The 17,933-nt window shown below is 63.7% G+C and carries 18 protein-coding genes; 7 read left to right on the forward strand and 11 right to left on the reverse strand.

Features of this window, described 5'->3' with window-relative positions; all coding sequences use genetic code 11:
- Positions 1–53: 53 nt before the first annotated feature.
- Complete coding sequence (gene surE / locus PQQ53_RS18715) at positions 54–833, forward strand: 5'/3'-nucleotidase SurE (protein WP_408153276.1); 780 nt, start codon at positions 54–56, stop codon at positions 831–833.
- Between the two features lie 113 nt (positions 834–946).
- On the opposite strand, the gene PQQ53_RS18720 is transcribed toward surE, so the two are convergent.
- Complete coding sequence (locus PQQ53_RS18720; protein ID WP_408325235.1) at positions 947–1,933, reverse strand: hypothetical protein; 987 nt, start codon at positions 1,931–1,933, stop codon at positions 947–949.
- Between the two features lie 327 nt (positions 1,934–2,260).
- The gene (locus tag PQQ53_RS18725) at positions 2,261–3,160 is read right to left on the reverse strand and encodes a DMT family transporter (protein ID WP_408325337.1); all 900 of its coding nucleotides are present in this window, start codon (positions 3,158–3,160) and stop codon (positions 2,261–2,263) included.
- Between the two features lie 350 nt (positions 3,161–3,510).
- On the opposite strand from PQQ53_RS18725, the gene PQQ53_RS18730 reads away from it, so the two are divergent.
- Positions 3,511–5,823 carry a PA14 domain-containing protein gene (locus PQQ53_RS18730; RefSeq protein ID WP_408325236.1) on the forward strand — a complete coding sequence of 771 codons (2,313 nt, stop codon included), beginning with the start codon at positions 3,511–3,513 and terminating at the stop codon, positions 5,821–5,823.
- Positions 5,824–6,003: 180 nt separating this feature from the next.
- On the opposite strand, the gene PQQ53_RS18735 is transcribed toward PQQ53_RS18730, so the two are convergent.
- The 3 genes from PQQ53_RS18735 to PQQ53_RS18745 are packed head-to-tail and all read right to left on the reverse strand — an operon-like array spanning position 6,004 to position 7,686.
- Positions 6,004–6,720, reverse strand: coding sequence for an O-methyltransferase (locus tag PQQ53_RS18735; protein WP_408325238.1), 717 nt, complete (start codon positions 6,718–6,720; stop codon positions 6,004–6,006).
- A 48-nt stretch (positions 6,721–6,768) separates the two neighbouring features.
- Positions 6,769–7,095, reverse strand: a complete 327-nt coding sequence (locus tag PQQ53_RS18740; protein WP_408153273.1) for a hypothetical protein — start codon at positions 7,093–7,095, stop codon at positions 6,769–6,771.
- 12 nt (positions 7,096–7,107) lie between these two features.
- Positions 7,108–7,686, reverse strand: a complete 579-nt coding sequence (locus PQQ53_RS18745) for an RNA polymerase sigma factor (RefSeq protein ID WP_408153272.1) — start codon at positions 7,684–7,686, stop codon at positions 7,108–7,110.
- A 281-nt stretch (positions 7,687–7,967) separates the two neighbouring features.
- Here PQQ53_RS18745 and PQQ53_RS18750 point away from each other — a divergent pair, with 281 nt between their 5' ends.
- The 3 genes from PQQ53_RS18750 to PQQ53_RS18760 all read left to right on the forward strand — a co-directional run bounded on the left by PQQ53_RS18750 (position 7,968) and on the right by PQQ53_RS18760 (position 10,047).
- A complete protein-coding gene (locus tag PQQ53_RS18750) occupies positions 7,968–8,183 on the forward strand; it encodes a hypothetical protein (RefSeq protein WP_408153271.1) in 216 nt (71 codons plus the stop codon).
- A gap of 230 nt (positions 8,184–8,413) precedes the next feature.
- Positions 8,414–8,782 carry a YciI family protein gene (locus PQQ53_RS18755; RefSeq protein ID WP_408153270.1) on the forward strand — a complete coding sequence of 123 codons (369 nt, stop codon included), beginning with the start codon at positions 8,414–8,416 and terminating at the stop codon, positions 8,780–8,782.
- Positions 8,779–10,047 (forward strand): RNA polymerase sigma factor, encoded by a 1,269-nt coding sequence (locus PQQ53_RS18760; RefSeq protein ID WP_408325240.1) that lies wholly within the window; start codon positions 8,779–8,781, stop codon positions 10,045–10,047. Before PQQ53_RS18755 ends, PQQ53_RS18760 begins: the two co-directional genes overlap by 4 nt.
- Before the next feature lie 113 nt (positions 10,048–10,160).
- Here PQQ53_RS18760 and PQQ53_RS18765 read toward each other — a convergent pair whose 3' ends face one another.
- Positions 10,161–11,003: an EamA family transporter gene (locus PQQ53_RS18765; RefSeq protein ID WP_408150149.1), complete on the reverse strand. Its 843-nt coding sequence runs from the start codon at positions 11,001–11,003 to the stop codon at positions 10,161–10,163.
- 98 nt (positions 11,004–11,101) lie between these two features.
- Here PQQ53_RS18765 and gcvA point away from each other — a divergent pair, with 98 nt between their 5' ends.
- The gene (gene gcvA / locus PQQ53_RS18770; protein ID WP_408325242.1) at positions 11,102–12,010 is read left to right on the forward strand and encodes a transcriptional regulator GcvA; all 909 of its coding nucleotides are present in this window, start codon (positions 11,102–11,104) and stop codon (positions 12,008–12,010) included.
- Between the two features lie 134 nt (positions 12,011–12,144).
- Here the strand turns inward: gcvA and PQQ53_RS18775 are convergent, their stop codons facing one another.
- A complete protein-coding gene (locus tag PQQ53_RS18775) occupies positions 12,145–12,954 on the reverse strand; it encodes a transglutaminase-like domain-containing protein (protein ID WP_408153266.1) in 810 nt (269 codons plus the stop codon).
- A 24-nt stretch (positions 12,955–12,978) separates the two neighbouring features.
- Positions 12,979–13,854, reverse strand: coding sequence for a transglutaminase family protein (locus tag PQQ53_RS18780; RefSeq protein WP_408150153.1), 876 nt, complete (start codon positions 13,852–13,854; stop codon positions 12,979–12,981).
- Positions 13,855–14,599: 745 nt separating this feature from the next.
- On the opposite strand from PQQ53_RS18780, the gene PQQ53_RS18785 reads away from it, so the two are divergent.
- Positions 14,600–14,848: a DUF1488 family protein gene (locus tag PQQ53_RS18785; protein ID WP_408150155.1), complete on the forward strand. Its 249-nt coding sequence runs from the start codon at positions 14,600–14,602 to the stop codon at positions 14,846–14,848.
- A 55-nt stretch (positions 14,849–14,903) separates the two neighbouring features.
- Here the strand turns inward: PQQ53_RS18785 and PQQ53_RS18790 are convergent, their stop codons facing one another.
- From PQQ53_RS18790 to PQQ53_RS18800, 3 genes are all read right to left on the reverse strand, one after another.
- A complete protein-coding gene (locus PQQ53_RS18790) occupies positions 14,904–15,725 on the reverse strand; it encodes a class I SAM-dependent methyltransferase (RefSeq protein WP_408325340.1) in 822 nt (273 codons plus the stop codon).
- A 131-nt stretch (positions 15,726–15,856) separates the two neighbouring features.
- Positions 15,857–17,257, reverse strand: a complete 1,401-nt coding sequence (locus PQQ53_RS18795; protein WP_408325244.1) for an FAD-dependent oxidoreductase — start codon at positions 17,255–17,257, stop codon at positions 15,857–15,859.
- A 124-nt stretch (positions 17,258–17,381) separates the two neighbouring features.
- On the reverse strand, positions 17,382–17,921 hold the full coding sequence (locus PQQ53_RS18800) for a carboxymuconolactone decarboxylase family protein (protein ID WP_408325245.1): 540 nt from the start codon (positions 17,919–17,921) through the stop codon (positions 17,382–17,384).
- Positions 17,922–17,933 lie beyond the last annotated feature (12 nt).

Consider the following 17,933-nt stretch of genomic DNA (forward strand, 5'->3'; position numbering starts at 1 on the left):
TAGCCCGATAATGAGCGTTCCGTTTCCTTATCCACCAAGAGGAGTTTGCCGCGATGTCCACCTACGAATCCAAAGTGCCGCGAGTGCTTTTGACGAACGACGACGGTATCGACGCGCCCGGCCTCGCCGTGCTCGAAGCCGTTGCCGCCGAACTCGCGCACGAAGTCTGGGTGGTCGCGCCCGAGCACGATCAGAGCGGCACCTCGCATTCGATCAGCCTGCATTCGCCGCTGCGCGTCAGCCGTCAGGGCGAGCGGCGTTTCGGCGTGACGGGCACGCCGGGCGACTGCGTCGTGATGGGCGTGCGCCATCTGATGCGCGACGCGCCGCCCACGCTGGTGCTTTCCGGCATCAATCGCGGCGGCAACCTCGGCGTCGAGACGATGTTCTCGGGCACCGTCGGCGCGGCAATGACCGGCCTGCTGCTCGGGCTGCCGTCGTTCGCGCTGAGCCAGACCTTCAGCAATCGCGACAACGTGCGCTGGGATACCGCACGTGCCCTCGCCCCCGGGGTGATCCGTCAGTTGCTCGCCATCGAGCATGCCGCGCCGACCTGCCTGAACATCAATTTCCCCGATGTCGACGCGGCCGCCGCAGGCCCGCTCACGCCAACCCGCCAAGGCGTCGGTCTCGTCGAGGATATCGACGTGCTGCCGCAAGTCGACCCTCGCGGCATGGCTTATCACTGGCTACGTTTTCAGCGCGGCACGCGTGCGAACGATCACGATAGCGAAACCGCCGTGGTCGCCTCGGGCCGCGTGTCGGTCACCCCGCTCGCGTTCGATCGCACCGACGAACCGACCTTCGCGCGGTTGGCCGAGTCACTGCGCTGAGCGTCGGCGGTTCGGCGCTTGCGATCGTGTGGGGGCGATATGTGCCGTGACGTACGTCGGCGCAGCGATGCGGGCATCGCGATGCGAAACGCTGCACTGCGCAGCGCGCGCACTCAGGGACTCGGCGCGCCCGTCAGGCTTGGCGCGCCCCCCGGGCCGGCGGGGTCGGGATTGCCGAACGCGGGAAGGCTGCCGTCCTCTCGTGCGTGAACGATCTCCGCGCGCACCTGTGCACGCGATTTCGGTCCGCCGTCCAGTTTCGGCAGTGCACCGCCTGACGGCATGGTCTGAACCAGCGGTGGCGACACCAGGGCTTGCGCGACCGGTTCGGTCTGCGGTCCCGACAGCGCGGGTTGCGCGTCAGGCTGCGGCTGTTGCAACGGCGCCTGCGCAAGCGGCACGATGGGCACAATGGGCGCATCGCGCGGCGCGGGCGCGTTCTCCACCGCTTTCACCGCACGCGGCACATCGGCCGCCTCACTTTCATGAGGCAGCGTGCTTGCCGCCGACAGGCTGCCACTCCGTGCGCTATAACCGCCAGGAACCGCCGTCACGATTTCGGCCGCGCGCGGGTTCTTCGTATAGCTCGGCACATGATTCGAATGCGCGCGCGTCGCAATGCGGCTATCGCGCGAGTGAGCGCTTTTCACCTGCGACGACGACGGCGTTCGCGCCGCTTTGCCCATCGGCCGCGCAGCCTTCTCTGCTTGCGACACCGCAAGCGCACGCCGCTCCTGATCCGCCTGCACCTGCTTCTTCAACTCGACCGTCTGGTCGTCATTCTGGCGCGCCGCACGTATCGCATCCGGTTGCGCGCGCGCAGCGGCGACATCGTCGCGCAGCAGACTTTTGCGCGCCGCATGCAATCGATCCGTTACGCTCGCGGCCGAATCGCTGCGAGATTTGACGGCGCCGTACGTGACCGCTCCGTTCGTGATGTCGCCACGCGCGGAATACGCCGGCGCGTCGCGACTTGCGAGCTCGAGTTCATCCGCCGGCGCCCCGTCGTCTTCAAACTCCGACACGCACAACAGAGCGCCGATCGCCAGGACGCCGATGACGATGCCCGTGAACACCACCTTTCCAGGTTCGCTATACAAGACGTATCCCCTTCCAATAATGGACATGACGCCGCGCATGCCATATGACGGCGTGCGCAACGCGCCCGGATTGATCAGAGGGTTAGCGACGATCGATACGATGGATGCCGCCGTCACGGCCTGCAAGTTCCGACCGATCAATCCACGTACGAAAGCGCACGCGCACTGGATGCATCCGATTTTCTGTTTATGTTTGGCGGATGTCGAATCGGCGGATCAGGCAGGCCGTATGGCGGGAAAAGCCAGTTCTCTTACGACGATTGAATGTTGGACTCCGAACTAAACCGCGATGATTGTCGGCCAGAGGCTAAGCAGAACCGCGCACACCTACACCAGCGGCCCCTCTTCCGGTTTGCGGCGCATGGCGACCGCAATCGAACTGCCGACGATCAGCGCGATGCCGAGCAGCGACATGGCGCCGATCGTCTCGCCCCACGCAAGGTAGCCAAATAGCGCGGCCCACACGATGCTCGTGTAGTTGTACGGCGCGAGCGCGCCGGCATCGGCCTGACGGAACGCCATCGTCATCAGCAGCTGGCCGGCGGTGGCGAACGCGCCGAGCAGCGCCATCACCGCGAGCGCGTTGAACGACGGCGTGCGCCACGCGAAAAACAGCGACGCGCCCGTGACGAGCGTGCCGACCACGGTGAAGTACAGCACGGTGGTGGCCGAATCGTCTGTCGCGCGAATGCGCTTGATCTGAATGATCGACAGCGCGCCGAACAACGCGCTCGCGATCAGCAGAACGGGACCGAGCCAGCTCGAATGCGCACCGTCCGGGCGCACCACAAACAGCACGCCGACAAAACCGGCCGCGGCCGCAAGCGCATCGCGCGGCTTGAGCGCCTCCTTCAACAGCAGCGGCGCGAGCACGATGACCAGCAAGGTCTCCGAATAGACAATCGCCACCGCCTCGCTGAGCGGCATGTACGGCAGGCCCGCGAAGAACAGACCCGATGCGCCGAGCAAGGTCAGCGAACGGATGGTCTGCCCGCGCACATTCATGTGCTTCAGGCGGGCGGCGAGCGGCTTGCCGCGCAGGCACACCGCCACAGCCGGAAACAGGCCGAACAGCATGCGGAAGAACGTCACCTCGTTGGCCGGATACGCGAGCGCCACCGATTTGGCCAGCGCGTCGACCACCGCAAAGCAGAACATCGACACGAGGATCAGCGCCACGCTGCGCAGCGGCACGGCGCTCGGGCGAATGGCGACGGAGGGCGGCATACGGTTGTCCTTGGGGGGCGCGAAGCAGTGCATCGCCGGATCGCGCGAGCACCACATCGCAACGCTCGCGCGAGCGGCTGGAAAACGGATTATGCCCGCTGCCTCGTGACCGATCGACAGCGGCAAGCGCAGTTGATCCATTGCGCATGATCTACCGCCCTTGCCTCTCGCGCGTAACCCGGCTGCCTTCATCCGACAATTGCGGGTATGTACTGATACAGCCCGGCAAAACTAATAATATTATTCATATCGATTTCCGCATCGATGCGGCCAGGACCACCTTCCATGGACGCATGCAGAGTTAATAATAATTATGACCATCAATTAAGCGGGGACATCAGGAGATAAAGGTGCGCAATTACTTTGTGCTGGCGACGCTCGCCATGCTGGGCGCTTGCGGCGGTAATGACGGTTCGCCGAACGTGTCCGCGTCGGCGGACAAGCAGGTCAACGCAGTCGATTCATCGGCTTCGGCGGCAGCCGCGGCCTCCGCCGCGGCGCAGGCCGACGCGGCCAATGTCCAGAGCGAATTCAAGGCCGCGAAGACCGTTCCGCTCGGGATGAAAACGACGACACCGCCGCTCGTGTTCGCCGACCCCACTCTCAACCTGCCGCCCTACACCCCGCCAGCACCGCCCACGCCAGTCTCCACGACCACCCTCTCGTTCGGCGACTTCACGAACTACCTCGCGCCCGGCTCGACCGAGGGCTGGGGTCCCGGCACGAGCAACGCGAGCATCACGATCCCCGCGCCGGCCACCAACGGCACCGGCGCCGGCGACAAGACAGTCGCGCTCGCCCGCACCTACGCCACCGCGTCGTACGAAGCGGACGTGACGGTCAGCGCGCCGGTCGGCAGCGGCGCGGCGAACGCCGGCTTCATCGTGCGCACCACCAACCCGACGGCCGGCGGCCCCGACAGCCTGACCGGCTATTTCATCGGCCTCGATACGGGCACGCACTCGGTCGTCGTGGGACGCCAGAACAACAACTGGACGAACTTCATCTCGTACCCGGTGAGCACGGTCGTCGGCGGCAGCACGCACCATCTGAAAGTGACGACGAGCGGCACGGCGATTACCGTCGACCTCGACAACCAGCGCGTGATCAGCGTCAACGACGCCACCAACGCCCTGCCCGCCGTGTTCAGCTCGGGCAGCTTCGGGCTGCGGCGCTTCGGCGTCGGCGCGACGTTCAGCAACATCACGATCCACACGTATCCGACCGTGACCTCGCCGAGCTTCGATTTTTCGAAGGTGGTCGGCGCGGTCTACACGCCGTCGAACGCGGTGAACGCGATCGACTTCTGGGAGAACTACGACCCCGAGATCATCAATCGCGAGCTGACGTACGCGCAGACCTACGGCATGAACACGATTGCCGTGTACCTGCACTACCTCGTGTGGGCCAACGATCGCGTGGCATTCCTGAGCAAGTTCGAAAACCTGCTGAAGATCGCGGCGCGCCACGGCATCAAGGTCTCGCCGATCTTCTACGACGACTGCTGGAACGCGACGCCCCAATACGGTCCGCAGCCGGCGCCGGTCTGGGGCGTGCATAACAGCCGATGGGTGCAGTCGCCGGGCACGCCGGTCGAACAGGCGTATTTCCAGCCGAGCGCATCGAACTCCGCCGTCACGTACAAGCAGAGTCTCGCGAGCTACATCACCGACTTCGTGGGGCCGCACCGCAACGACCCGCGCATCATCTTCTGGGAGCCGATGAACGAGCCGGGCTGCAGCGGCAACGGCTCGCTGCAGAACACCCGCGCGGTCATGATGAACGACGCGCGCATCGCGATCCTGAATGCGGGCGCGACGCAGCCGATCAATTCGCCTCAGGTGCAGGAGGATGAAGGCACGTACTTCTCGGACTTCTACGCGTTCCATCCGTACGGCAATCCGTATGGCGCGCCGGCCAACGGCAGCAACGTCAGCGCGTTGAACTCGGAGACGCTGCAACGCGGCTTCACGGGCACCGCGGGTCAAACCATGCCGGGCATCGTCGCGAACTATGGCGGAACGACGGGCTTCATCGTGTGGGAACTGATGATCGGCCGCACCAACACGCGCTTCCACTGGGGCGAGGTGCCGGGCGCGCCCGCCTCGGTCGAACCGGCGACGCCGTTCCAGGGGACGATCTACCCGGACGGCCATCCGTGGCAAACGTCGGAGACCCAGGCGTTGACGGGCGGTTTCAGCGTGAAGCTGCCGGTGCTGCAGGTCGGCTACTACAACGATCCGACCTTCGCGAGCGCCCCGGTGAAGACGTCGATTACGCCGATGATCGATTTCAATCTGAACACCGAGCGCGGCACCGACTCGCCTGACGCCTCCGCGGGCGTGAACGCGACCGGCTACGGCGTGCGGTGGACCGGCGCGATCCAGGCGGCAAAGGACGGCAACTACACGTTCTCGATCGACAGCGACAATGTGGCGCGTCTGTGGATCGATGGCGTGAAGGTGATCGACAAGAAGAGCGGGTCGCAATCGACCGTCAGCGGCAAGGCCTGGCTCGCGGCGAAGCAGCGCGCGTCGATCAAGGTCGAGTACGTGCACGGCACGGGGCCGGCCAGCATGCATCTGCGCTGGTCGAACCCGGCGGCGGATAATCCGGGCGCACTTCGAATCGTGCCGTCCGATTCGCTCGTGACGTCGAATTGACGGAGGGGTGAAGGTACGCGAGCGGCGGTCTTTCGGGACCGTCGGTCGCGGCGTGCGGCGCATCGGGTTCGATGCGCCGCGTTTTCGTTTGTCGGGCGAGTGTTGTCCGGCTGGGTCGGGCGTGGGCGCTTGAGAGCGCAGCGCTGTCGTTGTCCGAAGAAGAGCGCCCTGCTGATCGACCTACGAAACGACGACCGTAAACTCGATGCCCGATTCAAAGTCCAGCGTCGTGGTCGAAAAGCGCGGATTGCCGTCGAGGTACTGCTTGTAGGGGCGAACGGCGTCTTCGGCGGTGTACATGTTGTCGGCAAGAACGATCGTTCCTGGGCGTAGAAGCCGCTCGGTCTGCCTGAACAGATCCAGATACGTGTCGGCCCAAACGTCGATGAACACCATGTCGAACGTGCCGTGCAGTTCGGAAACGGTCTGGAAGACATCGCCCTCCCGAAGATCGACGTACGCATCTACGCCCGCCGTTCGAACATGAGCGCGAAGCTGGGCGCACTTCGCAAGATCGCGTTCAGTCGCCACAACCACGCCGCTGCCCAGCGTACGAAGCGCCTCGGCGAAATACAGCGTGGATACGCCGCAGGAACTGCCGAGTTCGAGAATTCGCGCCGGCTTGTGCGCGAGCGCCATGTTGCGTAAAAATCGCCCCGTTTCCGCGGACACTGCCAACGACAGCGCCGTGCCTTGCGAGGAGTCGAAATCTTCGCTGGAGAGCCCGAGCGTTTCGAGGAACCGTCCGCGCAGACGAGGGGCGAGCGTGTCGTATTCCTCCGCGAGCGTCAGAAACTCTTCACTCGATCCACGAAACTGCGCCTGGGCGCGGGCCATCACCTCGGTCTGGCTCTGTTCGTGAAGCCGATGCAAAAGCGTGGTGGCAGTTGACGTCATACGTTCTCCCGGATCAGCTGGTTTTTATTCGGTTTTTTTTGCACACGTTCAATCTTCCGCTCGCCGTGCCGGATGCGCCGGATGCGCCGACCGCGAGCACCATGCCGACTGGAATCGTTCCCGCTCTTCCGGCGTCATGGCGTCCCATTTGCGCCAGTGCCGACGCTCGCGCCAACCGCCGCGTCCGCGAAATCCGCCGAACAGGATGCGGCTCAAAACCAGCAAGCCAAGCGCATGCGCAAAATCGATCGTACGGGCGCCCACGAACAGGCCGGGAACGACCCAGTTCCATAGCATCATGACGGCCCATCCGAGCACACCTATCCCGACCACCACGAGCAGCGCCTTACCTGCACATCTGATTCGAAAGTTCATCCGTCGACTCCTCTAAATATCCAGTTCGTCATAAATGGCCTGCAGCCTCGCGCGCAGATGCAAGACCGCATAGCGTTTGCGCGCGAGCAGCGTATTGAGCGTGACGCCGCTTTCCGCCGCCATGTCTTTGAAAGAGCGTCCTTCCAGTTCGTGGGCGATAAACACCTCGCGTTGATCCGGCGGCAACTCATCGAGCGCCGCCTGCAATGCGTCGAGCAATACGGCGCGCGCGTAGAGGGCGTCGGGGCCCGCATCGTGCGCCGGTAGCGAAAGGTCGAGGCGGTACTCACCGTCGGCGTCATCCTCCTCGAAGAGATCCGCCAACGGCTCTTCCTTCTTCTTCCGAAAACGGTCGACGATTCGGTTGCGCGCGGCACGGAAAAGCCACGCGCTCGCCTGTTCGATCGGAGCGGGAAGCCGGTAAGCCCGCACGAATTCGTGGAAAACATCCTGCAGGATGTCCTCGGCATCGTTCGGGTCGCGTATGCGGCGCCGGATGAAGTTGACGAGCCTCGTGCGCTCACGCACCACGGTCGCGGTGATGTCGCTGTCTCGTTCGGTCATCGTGTCCGAGGTGGGTGGCGGTTCCATGCGTCTGAAGACGTTTCAGGGGCGCGGATATTGTGGCTGGTTTGAAATATTTTTTCTTTGGGCCTGGATGGCGGCATACCCGACGATGCTGCCGCGCTCGCGCAGATGCAGCGCGCTCTTCCGGATCGTGAAGGCGCGCCGCGCGGCATTCGCGTCAATGCGGTCGGCCCCGGCCCGATCGGTACACCTTTCGCGAGCAAGCTGGGCCTGCCCGAAGACGCACTGCGCCAGTCCGGTGAAGCCCTTGCCGCGACGGTGCCGTTCAGCGGATTGGGAACGCGATGGAAGTGGCTAAAGCCGCCCTTTTCCTCGCCGGCGACGACACGTCGTATGCGACGGGCGCCGAACTGGCGGTCGACGGCGGCCGGTCGCCAATCCGGCGGCACGACGAAGCGCACGGCCGGCGGGTCGCTCGCTGCCGTCGCCGCGTGGGAGTCGAGGCCACGACAGTTGCAAGTCAGACATCCTCGCCGGGATGGTTGCGATACCTGCGGTAACCGGGCTTTAATGCAGTCTGCAGCGGCCCACTGAAATTAAAGGCCGCGCGGAGCCGATGGTGAGCGCCCCCGACCCGACCTCGCGCACGGTCCTCGACGCAGGCAAACGAATAACGCGGCGCGCGGACCTCGATTTTTCGCAGCCGCCTGTCCATCGGCATGCCGCCCGCGCGTCATTGTGATGGCGGCTCGATGTCATTCACCCGCCTCAACCCATGACGGAGGCTCATATGCAATACCTGCTGATGATTTATTCCGAAGAAAACGGCTGGAACCAGATGACCGACAGCGAGCGGCAGCAAGGCGTCGCCGCATATAAGGCGTATACCGAATCGTTGAAAAAAGCGGAGGTTCTGCTGGGCGCCAACCGGCTGCAGAACACCAACGCGGCGACCACGGTGCGGCTCGTCGACGGCAAGCCGCAGGTGCTCGACGGACCGTATTCCGATTCGAAGGAGCAGCTCGCCGGCTACTACCTCATCGACGTGCCCAACCTGGACTCGGCGATCGCGTGGGCGTCGCGCTGTCCCGGCGCGGCGCACGGCCTCATGGAAGTGCGCCCGGTCTGGACGGCCCCCTACGACGCGCCATCTGCATGAGTTCGTCCGGCTGCGGCCGTGACGCTGACGGCGCCGCGCGTTCGATTGCCGAGGCGGTCGCCCGTCGCAGCTACGGCAAGCTCGTCGCGCTACTGGCAATGCGCACGCGCGACGTCGCGGCAGCCGAGGACGCACTCGCCGACGCGTTTGCGGCCGCCCTCGCCGACTGGCCGGAGCGTGGCTGTCCCGCGAATCCCGAAGCATGGCTGATGACGGTGGCGCGCCGCCGGGCGATCGACGGCGCGCGCCATCGCCGCGTCGGCGACGACGTGGTCAACCAGCTCACGATCCTCGCCGACGAGATCGACGAGCGTGAAGCGGGCGCGTTGCCCGACCGGCGGCTGGCGCTGCTGTTCGCGTGTACCCACCCTGCGCTCGAAGCCGCGATTCGCACGCCGCTGATGCTGCAGGTGGTGCTAGGGCTCGAAGCGAAGACGATTGCCTCCGCGTTCCTGATGTCGCCCGCTGCAATGAGCAAGCGGCTCGTGCGGGCGAAGAACAAGATCCGCGAAGCCGGCATTCCGTTCAGCGTGCCCGAGCGCGAGGAGTTGCCCGCCCGGCTGGCTGCGGTGCTGGAAGCCGTCTATGCCGTGTATGCGGAGGGGTGGACCGACCCGGTCAGCTGCGATAGCGGACGGCGCGATCTCACCGGCGAGGCGCTGTTTCTTGCTCAATTGCTCGTCGAACTGCTGCCCGAGGAGCCGGAAACGCTTGGTCTGCACGCGCTGATGCTGTACGCGCAGGCGCGTTGCGACGCGCGACGCGATGCGGCGGGCGACTACGTGCCGCTGTCGGCTCAGGATCCGGCGAAATGGAACGCGCCGATGCTCGAGGCCGCCGACAGACTGCTGCGGCGCGCGAACACTTTCAACGCAATCGGACGCTTTCAGTTGGAGGCCGCGCTGCAGTCCGCGCACGTGCACCGCTGCCAGACCCATTGTCCGAACTGGGACGAAGTCGTGCAGCTTTACGATGCATTGCTCGCGATCGCCGCGTCGCCGGTGGTCGCGGTGAACCGCGCGCTCGCGCTGGCGGAACGGGACGGCCCGCAGGCGGCGCTCGACGCGCTCGAACCGTACGCGGACGATCCGCGGCTGGCCGACTACCAGCCGTACTGGGCCGCGCGCGCCGATCTGCTCGCGCGCACCGGTGCAACGGCCGAAGCGCTCGGCGCGTACGAGCTCGCAATCGGGCTCGAACGCGATCCGGCCGTGCGCCGGTTCCTGCAGCGCAAGCGCGTCGAGTTGGCGTCGGCGAGCAGTTAGACGGCGCGTTGCGTTCGCCACGCGCGGTTGCAAGCTGTGCGCTCACTGCATTCAGCCGCCCGGCCCGGTCAAGTGAGGGGGCACCGGAGAGACGTGACGCGCTTCAGGCCATGTCAAAACCCCAGACAAGCCGCACCGGCCGCGACGACCAGGCAGGCGAGCCAGCGCTTTCCACTTACCGTTTCGCCCAGGAACACTCGCCCGATCAGCACCGCGAACACCACGCTGGTCTCGCGCAACGCCGATACCGTGCCCATCGCACCCGACTGCAGCGCCCATATCACGATGCCGTACGCCGCGATCGACACCAGGCCGCCAATGAGCGACCAACCGATTGCCCCTGGCGCCGACCCTGCCGGCGCCCACAGCGCCGTGAGCCCACGCGTTGCGACGAACAGGACGGGCATCAGCCAATAAAACAGAAACATCCACGCGGTATAGGCGAGCGCCTGACCGTCGGACAAGCGCACGCCGATGCCATCGATCACGGTGTAGACGGCGATCGTCACACCGGTCGTCAGCGCGGCCAGCAAACCCGCACGCGAGACATGACGCCTCTCGAGCGCAATCGCGATAATGCCACCCGATATCATCACGATCCCGAGCACGTGCAACGGGCCAATCGCCTCATGCGTGAAGAGCGCCGCGCCCAGCGTGACGAGCAACGGCGATGAGCCGCGCGCGATCGGATACGCCTGCGCGAGATCGTTGCGGCGGTACGACCGCACGAGGGTCGCGTTGTAGACGATATGCACGAGCCCCGATGCGACGATGTACGGCCACGCCGCGCTGGCCGGTAACGGCGTGAACAGGATCACGAGGGTGGAGACGGCCGCGATGGCGATGCTCATCCACGTCATGGACAGGAACCGGTCGTCGTTGCCGTGGAGCATCGCGTTCCAGCTCGCGTGGAGCACGGCGGCGAGGAGGACGAAACCGCCGGTATAACTGAGCATACGGACCCCGGAAAACACGTTTTCAGGGAGAATATCTATCTTGTGGCCCGCCGGCAAACCAGATAAATTGACCGTTCGCGTTAGAGAAACTATTTCGAATGAAACGGGTATTGCCGCCACTGAATGCATTGCGCGCTTTCGAGGCCGCAGGCCGACTCGGCAGCTTCAAGGAAGCCGCTGCGGAACTGAACGTCACGCAGGGTGCGGTGAGTCAGCACGTGCGGCTGCTCGAAGCGTGGCTCGGTGCAACGTTATTCGAACGGCACAACCGGCGCGTGCTGCTGACTCCGGCGGCAAAGGCCTACCTCGCGGAAGTGGGTCCTCTGTTCGAGCAGCTCTCGCGGGCCACCGCCCGATATGGTTTCCCGGAACCGGTCTCGCGGACCCTGTCCGTCAACGCTCCCGCGACATTCACGTTGCGTTGGCTGGTGCCGAGACTGGCGCAATTCCGCGCGGAGCATCCGGACGTGGATGTCAAGGTGGAAACGTCGAACGACCCGGTGGAGAGCCTGGAGCAGACCTTCGACGTCATCATCCGGGGCGGTCCGGACACGTTCTATGGCTACACGATGCGGCTCTTCCTGGCCGAGGAAAGGCTGCCGGTCTGTAGTCCTGCGCTCCTGCAGCGACTACCGCTTCGGACGCCGGACGATATGCGGGAGCATACGTTTTTGCACACGTCGAGTCTGCCGCGACTCTGGCCAGACTGGCTGGCGCGGGCCAGGATGCCTGCCCTGAGGCCGGCTGCCACGCTGACCTTCGACCACTTCTATCTGACCTTGCAAGCCGCCATCGACGGAATAGGAATCGCGATGGGACCGACTGCGCTCGTCGCCGACGATCTCGCGGCCGGCCGGCTTGTCGCTCCGTTCGCTGGTCCCCGTCTGCCGTCGCGGAGCTATTGCACTTACGTTGCGGACGGGAAGTCAGACGATGAACTGGTCGTGCTGTTCCGCTCGTGGCTTGAGCGCGAGGGGATGGGTTCGCTAACGGAGACGGCCAGTTAGGTGCGAGTTTGCCGGGCGTATCTACTATTGCTCTTCGTGGCTTGCGTCGCACGCTCGCCGACACGGCAATCAGGGGTGCATGCTGTCCAACCTGGCGAGCCCATGTGAGGCCTACCGAAAGTCCGCCGCGCCGCTCACCCCTCCTCCGGCGTGCAATGCACGGCAAATTTCACGAGCTTTGCCGCCCCGAAAGTGTTGCTTATCGCGACATCGGCGGCATCGCGCCCACGGGCCATCAATACGCGTCCGGTGCGCGGCACGTTGTTGCGCGGATCGAATGTTTGCCAGCAGCCGCCGACATAGGCTTCGAACCAGGCCGCGAAGTCCATGGCACTGTAGGGCGGAGGCACACCGATGTCACTGATGTATCCCGTGCAGTAACGGGCAGGAATGTTCATGGCTCGACACAACGCCACTGCCAGATGAGCGAAATCGCGGCACACGCCCTGTCGCTCGTGATAGACCTGCCACGCTGTTTTGGTCGGTCGGGCAAACTCGTAGCCGAACACAATCTGGCGATGAACGAAGTCACAGATCGCTTGCACCCGGTCGCGCCCGGGCAACGATTGCCCGAAAAGCTGCCATGCAACGTCGGACAGCAGATCGGTCTCGCAGTAGCGGCTACCTAGTAGAAACACCATGCATTCGTTGGGCAATTCCTCGACTGGATGCTGGTGACCATAAGGCTCCCGTTCTTCGGGTTGGCCGGAGATTTCGAGTAACGCGGTCGTCGACATTTCGATTCGCCCCGGCGGGGCGACGAGGCGGCTGCAGAGATTGCCGAAACCATCCCGATACTGCAGGATGGTCACCGCCGGATCGACGACAAGCAGATCCGCCTGCAACATATCTTGCGCCCGCGAGAAGTGCGTATTGAGCATCAGCATCATCGGGGTGTACTGCTCGCACTCGTAAATCAGTTCATAACCAACACGAAGTTTCATTGCGGCGGCCTTCCCTATAAAGATTCAACAGCGGTCCTCGGTGACGCTCACTTCGACATCCAGACCGAGAAACGAGTTTTGCGCCCCTGTCCAGGTTCCCCACAGCGGCAAGGCCTGATGCTGGTCCCACGCGACGGCTACCCGGATCAGGTGCCGGTTTCCGATGATGCTGTTAGTCGGATCGAAATCCACCCAGCCCGCCCCCGGTAGAAAGATCTGCAACCATGCGTGTGTGGCGCCGCCTCCGTGCGTGGTGTCGTGATCGGGGACAAAGATGTAGCCGCTGACGAAGCGTGCGGCAAAGCCAAGCGAGCGGGCCGCGTCGATCATGAGCACGGCGAAATCGCGGCAACTGCCACTACGACGGGACAACGTATCTGCCGGCCGGTAGACGCCTTTCTCCGCGCGCCGGACGTACAGAAACCCGTCTTTGATCTCCGTCGTCATGGCGCGCAGGATCGCCATGGTCGATCTGTTGCCAGCTCGCGCAATGAAACCGTGCGCCCAACTGTCGACGCCCGCATCGGGATATCGTCGGCTGCGCGCATTCACGAGGTCTGTGGCCTCCTCGTTCGTGTATGCGAACGGCCAGGTCGCGGCGTAGGGCTCGATAGCATAGTCGGGCGATGGGGCCTCGTAATGTTCGAGGGTGACCGCACTATCGAACAGCAGTTGCGATGCCTCGCCCGAGAATGTGGCTATGGCGACTGAATTGTCGAATACATCATGCAGCCAATGCAGACGGGACGGTGTGGGCGTAATGCACAATTGTGATGTCACGAGGCGCATGTCATGGCTGGAGCGCGGCCGAAACATCATTCGATGCTCGCCAAAACTCACTGGCTCCGAATAGCGATAGGTACTCTTATGGCGAACAGTGAGACATCGCGGCCCACTCATGTGGTTTCACCTGATCAAAGCGTCACTGGTGGTGCCGAAAACTGCTGTGACAGGGTAATCAGGCCTTCGCTTCAGGAAGGAACTGCACAGCGTTTCAACCGAACGTTTCGGCCCGGGTGTGCGATTTGGCAGATATCGTGCCCCAGCATACACTGGCGAAAAAACCTTAAACGTCCTTATTTTTCGGTTTCTTATCAAACACGGCGAGCCTCGTGCGTACGCGTCGGCCCATACCGGAGCATTCCTCGCATGACATGACGGATCGTGCGTGCACCGTGTCGATGCGGTGAACGGCGACACGCACGAAAGCGTGCTTCGCGATTGTCCTTGCATCGCTGTGGCAAAGAGCGCATTGTCATAGAGTTCGATGTGCGCGGTCGTTAAATTTACACGGCGGCCTCATCGCAATGGCTTCGGAAGTGTGAGCGACGTCTGAGATGGAGCGATTTCAATCATGTCATTCACGCGTCTCATGGAGAGGCCTATCACAAGACGCCGTCGTCGCCGTCGCGGCGCGCTCTGAATAACCGATTGGAACCAGCATGCAAAACCGAACCAAAGCCTATTCATCGTCGCCGGCCAGGCAAAGCGACTTCATCGCGACTCAGAAAGAGCGCGCCGCCGCACTTGCGAAGGCGGAAAGCGAGCGAGCCCAGAAGCGGTGCGATAACGACGCTCGCATCGACGTCAACGCAAGCAAGTGGCGATATACCCGCATCGTTGATTAGCACGGAAAGACGGCGTGATGCTCAACTTTCCTAATCCCAGTCGAGTCTACGACGCTTCCAGACACGGTGTGTGCTTCTGGGGCTACGACAATTCGCGCGAGATTGCCTTTCTGGTCGACGACAGGATGCTGAAGAAGCTTAATCCTCACATACTTGCGGATGAGCTTGCGCTGCTGGCTGCGTTCGACAGCAGCCGCGTCCAGATTCTGGAATTCGCCAGAAACCTCTATAACGGCGGCACACAGAGCAGGTACACGATCTCGTGAATCCCGCAGAGGCTGGCGGCCGATTGCATGTGCCATTGCCGCCCTTCCCCGGCCGCTATCGGTGCTCCACAACAACCACGTGCGCCTGAATCTTCCCCTCAACCGGCCCGGTGCCGAATCGCTCGGCAATCGCCGTCGCGCACGCTGACGTAGCCTTCTCGACACCTCCGCCCGAACGGGCCTCAATCTTATTGCGCAAGGGCGTTCCCTGGCAGTAGGCGACGGCCGGCACCCGAGCCGATGCCGCGCGGCTGCGCGCCGCAATCGTCTCGAAGCGCGGCGCCGCACTGAAGCCCGCCTCCGCGAGATCGCGTGAAATCACTTGCCTGTCGAAATAGCCATGCGGCGTGCGCGCCATGAAACGTGGCGGGTCGGTGGGAAAGAGACCCCCAAGTGCCGCCGTGACCGTATCGGCGAATTCGTTTTCCTCGATGCGATCCCAGACGTTGAACAGCAACGCGCCACCGCGCCGAAGTACGCGCCGAGCTTCGGAAAACGCTCGCGCTTTGTCCGCGAAGAACATGACGCCGAACTGGCAGACGACGATGTCGAAACTCGCGTCGTCGAACGGCAGGCGGGTCGCGTCCGCCTGCTGCCACGTCACCGGCCTCGGAGCGCCGATTGCTGCGGCACGATCGAGCATTGGCTGATTCAGGTCGGTCGCAATCATCTCGACCTGTGTTGGCAACGCAGCCGCCATTGCGCGGGTCACTACGCCGGTGCCGGCCGCGGTCTCGAGCACGCGTGACGGATGGCGCGCCGCTACCCGCTTCGCGAGAGCGGCGGCGTACGGTTCGAAGATCAGCGCAACGAGATGACTGTCATACAGCTCGGGGATCGAGCCGGCGAAGCGAGTGTCGGTACCTGAGCTGTCCATAACGCCTCCATCTTGCTCTCGCGGAAATGTTAGGCGCAATGGAACGGGTTGAACAGCCGTCCGGCGCGAAGCCCCTCGATCTTCGACGGGCTTCGCAAAACAAAGGCTTTTCCCCAACCGCTAAATAGCCCCTATTCCACCGCTCTCGCAGGCACTTTCGACAGCAGCGGCCCAAACCCCTCGGCAAAAGTCAGATGCGAGATGACCGCATCACGGAGCGTCTGATACGGAAGCCCAGCGAGCATCGCAGTTTGCATCGCCGCCATCACCTCTCCCGCTTCCGAGCCGATCATCGTGAAGCCCAGGATGCGGTCATCGTTCGCACCGACGAGAACCTTCATGAAGCCCTGCGTTTCGTCGGTGGCTTCGGTTCGCAGCACATTGCTCATCGGCAGTGTCGCGACGCGCACAGCGACGCCGTGACGCTGCGCATCGCTTTCGCTCAAGCCCACGCGCGCAAGCGGCGGATCGGTGAATAGCGTGTATGGAACCAGACGGTCGGTCGTTCTGCGATTTCCGCCGGCCAGGTTGTCGCGCACGATCCTGAAGTCATCGACCGATACGTGCGTGAACTGCGGACTGCCCGCGACTTCGCCGATCGCCCACACGTCGGGCGCCGACGCCTGCAACCGGTCGTTCACGCGGATGTAACCGCGCTCGTCGAGTTCGATGCCCGCCTGCACGAGGCCGATGTCCGCCGTGTTCGGCACGCGGCCTGCCGCAACGAGAATGTCACTGCCGTCGATCGTCCGGTCTCCCGAACCCGTGCGCACGACAATGTGCACGTGCGTTCCCGATCGGCCTTCGACGCTGATCGTTTCGGCGCCCAGCACAATATCGATCCCCTCCGCGCGGAGAATGCGATACATCTCCTCGCTAACGTCCGGGTCCTCACGACCCATCAGCCGGGAACCACGCTCGACGATGGTCACGCGGCTGCCAAAGCGGCGATACGCCTGCGCCATCTCGATGCCGATATAGCCGCCGCCGAGCACGACGAGATGCGCCGGCGCATAGTCGAGGTCCAACGCGCCGATATGGGTCAACGGCTCTGACGCGCGTAGCCCCGGCAGATCGGGAATCGCGGCGTGCGTGCCGACGTTCACCACCACCTGGTCACCGCTGAGCGTACGCGTGCCGCCGTCGTTGAGCTGGACCTCGATCGTCTTCGGTCCGACAAAACGGCCACGGCCCATGATCAATTCGGCACCGCTCGATGCATACGCCTCTACGTGAAACGCCGCTTCTCTTTCGATCATGCCGCGCTTGCGCTCGCGCACCCTCGCCATATCGATCGACACAGGACCGGTCGTCGTACCGAACTGACCGGCATGTCGCGTCAGATGCGCAACACGCGCGCTCCAGATTTCGTTCTTGCTCGGCAGACAGGCGACGGCCGGACAGGAGCCACCTACCCACTGCCGTTCGACCACGACCACGCGTTGCCCCGATCGGGCCAGATGCCACGCCAGCAGCTTGCCACCCTGGCCACTGCCGAGAATCAACGTATCGACATGTTCGACTTGGGACATCACATTCTCCCATTCATCTACAGGTTAGTTAGTACAGCGCAGCAGCGATCCGGGCCGCGGTCTGAGGACTTAGACGTAGCGGGCGGCACGTCGCTGCGCGATGTACCGCCCGCCAACGCCGATGTCACTTCACCGGCGGAAAATCGACGTCGGTGTCGTTGATGCGGTTGAACGTGTTGGTGAAAATCGTCATGGCGATCGCCAGCGAGATTTCGGCCAGTTGCGTGTCGCTATAGCCGGCCGCGCGAATCGCGGCGAATTCGCTTTCGCTGATCGTGCCTCGCGTCGTCTGCAGATTCAGCACGAAGTGGATAAGCGCATCGCGCCTCGCATCGCCGGTCGCCTCGCCTGCGCGAATCTGCTTCAGCGCTTCGGGCGAAAGGCCAGCCATCTTCCCCAGCATGGCGTGTGCGGCCACACAGTAGTCACAACCTGTCTGCTCGCTGACCAGCAGCTTGATCGTTTCCAGATCCGCCTTGCTCAGACTGCCGGCTGCCAGTGCGCCTTCGGCATTCAACGCGGCGCTCAAGGTTGCGGGCGCGAGATGACCGAGCGCCGCGAACAGATTAGGCACACTTCCTCCCGCGATTTTGCGGACTTGTGCGTAGACCTCGGCGGTCGCGCCAGTGGCGTTCGTCACAGCAGGGATGGCGATGCGGCTCATGATGGACCTCAC

It is taken from the genome of Paraburkholderia strydomiana (assembly GCF_046030495.1).
Lineage (GTDB): Bacteria > Pseudomonadota > Gammaproteobacteria > Burkholderiales > Burkholderiaceae > Paraburkholderia > Paraburkholderia strydomiana_A.